Source organism: Actinomadura darangshiensis (genome assembly GCF_004349235.1).
Classification (GTDB): domain Bacteria; phylum Actinomycetota; class Actinomycetes; order Streptosporangiales; family Streptosporangiaceae; genus Spirillospora; species Spirillospora darangshiensis.
On the sequence record NZ_SMKY01000534.1, the window covers coordinates 1 to 2,993 of the forward strand.

General features: G+C 77.5%; 2 protein-coding genes. Both read right to left on the reverse strand.

Annotation, left to right across the window (positions count from 1 at the left end; all coding sequences use genetic code 11):
* Positions 1-74: 74 nt before the first annotated feature.
* Entirely contained in the window at positions 75-1,646 is a 1,572-nt protein-coding gene (locus tag E1293_RS46000) for an ArnT family glycosyltransferase (RefSeq protein WP_132206316.1), read from the reverse strand.
* Positions 1,647-1,663: 17 nt separating this feature from the next.
* Positions 1,664-2,993: mannosyltransferase YkcB-related protein (locus E1293_RS48330; RefSeq protein ID WP_481726117.1), on the reverse strand; the 1,330-nt coding region annotated here is incomplete at its 5' end.

The window sequence follows — 2,993 nt, forward strand, 5'->3', positions numbered from 1 at the left end:
CGCCGCCGTCGGGTCCAACACCGCCGCCGGCCTCCAGCTCGCCGCCGGCGAACCCGTCATGGCCGTCGGCGGGTTCAACGGAACCGACCCCGCGCCGACCCTCGCCGGGTTCCAGGGCCTCGTCCGGGGCCGGACCCGCCGGACGTGGCGGGGCCCGCGGTCACGATGGCGCCGGTGTGCGGGGTCGCGGCGGTCTCGGCGGCGTACGCGGCGGGCCCGGCGAGGCACGCCGCGACCGCCAGGGCGGCGACCCCGGCGAGGAGGGGCCCGCGCAGCACCCGGACGGCCGCCAGCCCGGCGGCGGCGACGAGCCCGGCCGCGACGACCGCGGGGGCGAGCCAGGGCCGCCAGTCCGGGGACCGGCCGAGCAGCACGTACGCCCACACGGCGGTGACGGCGACGGTCACCGAGAGGATCGCGGCGGCCTCGGGCGCGCGGCGCCGTTCCCACAGCAGCGCGGCGCCCATGCCGGTGAGCGCGGCGATCGCGGGCGCGAGCGCGACGGTGTAGTACTCGTGGAAGATCCCCCGCATGAAGCTGAAGATCGCGGCGGTGAGCAGCAGCCAGCCGCCCCACACCGCGAGCGCGGCGCGGGCGGGGTCGGTGCGGGGCGCGCGCCACGTCGCCCACAGGCCGGCGGCGAGCAGGATCAGCGCGGCGGGCAGCAGCCAGGAGATCTGGCCGCCGATGACGGTGCCGAACATGCGGCCCCATCCGGCGTCCTGGTCGAGGTTGCCGAGACCGCCGGTCTCCTCGCCGTTGAGCCGCCCGAGCCCGTTGTAGCCGAGCGCCAGTTCCAGGACGGAGTCGTGCTGGGACCCGCCGATGTAGGGGCGGGACGAGGCCGGCACCAGCGCGACCGCCGCGACCCACCATCCGGCCGACACCAGCAGCGCTCCCCCGGCGGCCGCCAGCTGCCACAGCCGCCGCCGCACGGGCGCCGGCGCGGCGGCCAGGTACACCAGCGCGAACACCGGGACGACCAGGAACGCCTGCAGCATCTTGGCCAGGAACCCGGTGCCCGCGCACGCGGCCGCCAGCAGAAGCCAGCGGGTGCTCGCGGTCTCCTGCGCACGGAGCGTCGCGTAGGCGCCGAGGGTCAGCAGCAGCACCAGCAGCGCGTCGGGGTTGTTGAACCGGAACATCAGCGCGGCGACGGGGGTCAGCGCGAGCGCGGCGCCGGCGAGCAGCGCCGCCCAGGCGGGGAACCGGCGCCGGACGGCGGCGTGCAGGACGCCGACGGTCGCGACGCCCATCAGCGCCTGCGGGACGAGGATGCTCCAGGTGTTGACGCCGAACACGCGGGCGGCGAGCGCCATCGGCCACAGCGCGGCGGGCGTCTTGTCGACGGTGATGGCGCCCGCGGCGTCGGAGGAGCCGAAGAAGAACGCCTTCCAGCTGGTCGCGCCCGCCTGGACGGCGGCGGAGTAGAACGCGTTGGCCCACCCGGACGCGCCCAGCCCCCAGATGTACAGGACCCCGGTCGCGGCGAGCAGGACCAGCAGCGCGGGCCGGGCCCAGGCGGGGTCGCCGGCGGGCCCGCGCAGGAGCCGCCGTGCCAGCCATCGTGCCAGCCGTCGCGGGTGGCCGCCCCACCCGTGCGGGGTGCGGGGCGAGGGCGGGGCGGCCTGGATCGTGGAGGTCATGTGCCTTTCCCTGCGGGTCAGCCGAGCCGGTACAGCTGGGCGCCGGTGGTGCCGGAGGACGCGTCGGACGACGTGCCGCCGTACTCGCTCGCGTCGACGAGGGTCCCGTGCTGCTGGACCCAGGCGGTCACGCCGGTGTCGGTTCCGCCGCCGGGGCCCATGCGGCCGCCGAGGAGGACGTAGCGGAGCTTGCCGTCCTCGACGTACCGCTGGAGCTTGGCGGCGGTCATGGCGGGGTCGCTGCCGGTGAAGCCGCCCATCGCGATGACGGGACGCCCGGTCTGCAGGATGATCGACGACGCCTCCTGGGCGCTGGAGACCGCGACGAGCCAGTCGGCGCCGCCCTGGTTCTTCTCCAGGTAGGAGATCATCTGGGAGTCGGCGCGTCCGCCGGGTCCGCCGCCGAATCCGCCGGCGCCGCCGGGGCGCCGGCCGCGCCCGTCCGATGCCTGCCCCGGCCGCCCGTCCGGCGCCTGCCCGTTCTGGGCGCCGTCGCCCTGCCCGGGGGGCCGCTGCCCGTTCGGCGGCTGCCCGCCGGGCATGCCGGGGGGCCCGCCGCGCCCGGGAGCCGCGCGTCCGCCGGGTCCGCCGGAGCCGTTCCCGGAGGACGGGCCGGCCAGCGGGTTGGTGCCGTTGGACGTGGTCGACGCGGCCGAGGCGGCATAGGCGCCCGGTCCCGCGAGGCCCGCGGCCACCGCGAGCGCGAGCCCGGCGGCGGCGGCGCGCGTCCCGGCGCGCGTCCCGGCGCGGCGGACGAACCGTCCGGCCACAAGCGCCAGGACGGCGAGGACGGTGGCGGCGGCGACGGCCCACCGCAGCCACGGATGCCAGGACGGCGTGCGGTCCAGCAGCACGAACGCCCAGGCGCCGGTGACCGCGATGCCCGCGGGCAGCACCGACGCCCATGCGGTGGACCGCCGGTGCGCCCCGAAGAGCAGGACGGCTCCGGCGCCGGTGAGCGCGGCGATCGCGGGTGCCATGGCGGTGGAGTAGTAGGGGTGGAAGGTGCCCTGGGCGAAGCTGAAGATGACGTAGTGGACGGCGAGCCATCCGCCCCACAGCAGCAGCGCGGCGCGGGCGGGGTCGGTGCGGGCGCGGCGCCGCAGCAGGACGAGCCCGGCGGCGAGGGCGAGGACGGCGAACGGGATCAGCCAGGAGATCTGGCCGCCGAGGATGTCGTTGAACAGGCGCCCGGCGCCGGACTGCCCGCCGAATCCGCCGCCGCCTCCGGGTCCGCCGCGTCCGCCGGGCCCGTTGTTCTCGCCGAAGACGCGGCCGAGGCCGTTGTAGCCGATGACCAGGTCCCAGGCGGTGCCGTCGGTGCTGCCGCCGATGTAGGGGCGGGAC

What these genes read in the sequence shown, in the direction of transcription:
- E1293_RS46000 (WP_132206316.1), bottom strand. Translation starts at nt 1,646, where the DNA reads ATGACCTCCACGATCCAGGCCGCCCCGCCCTCGCCCCGCACCCCGCAC.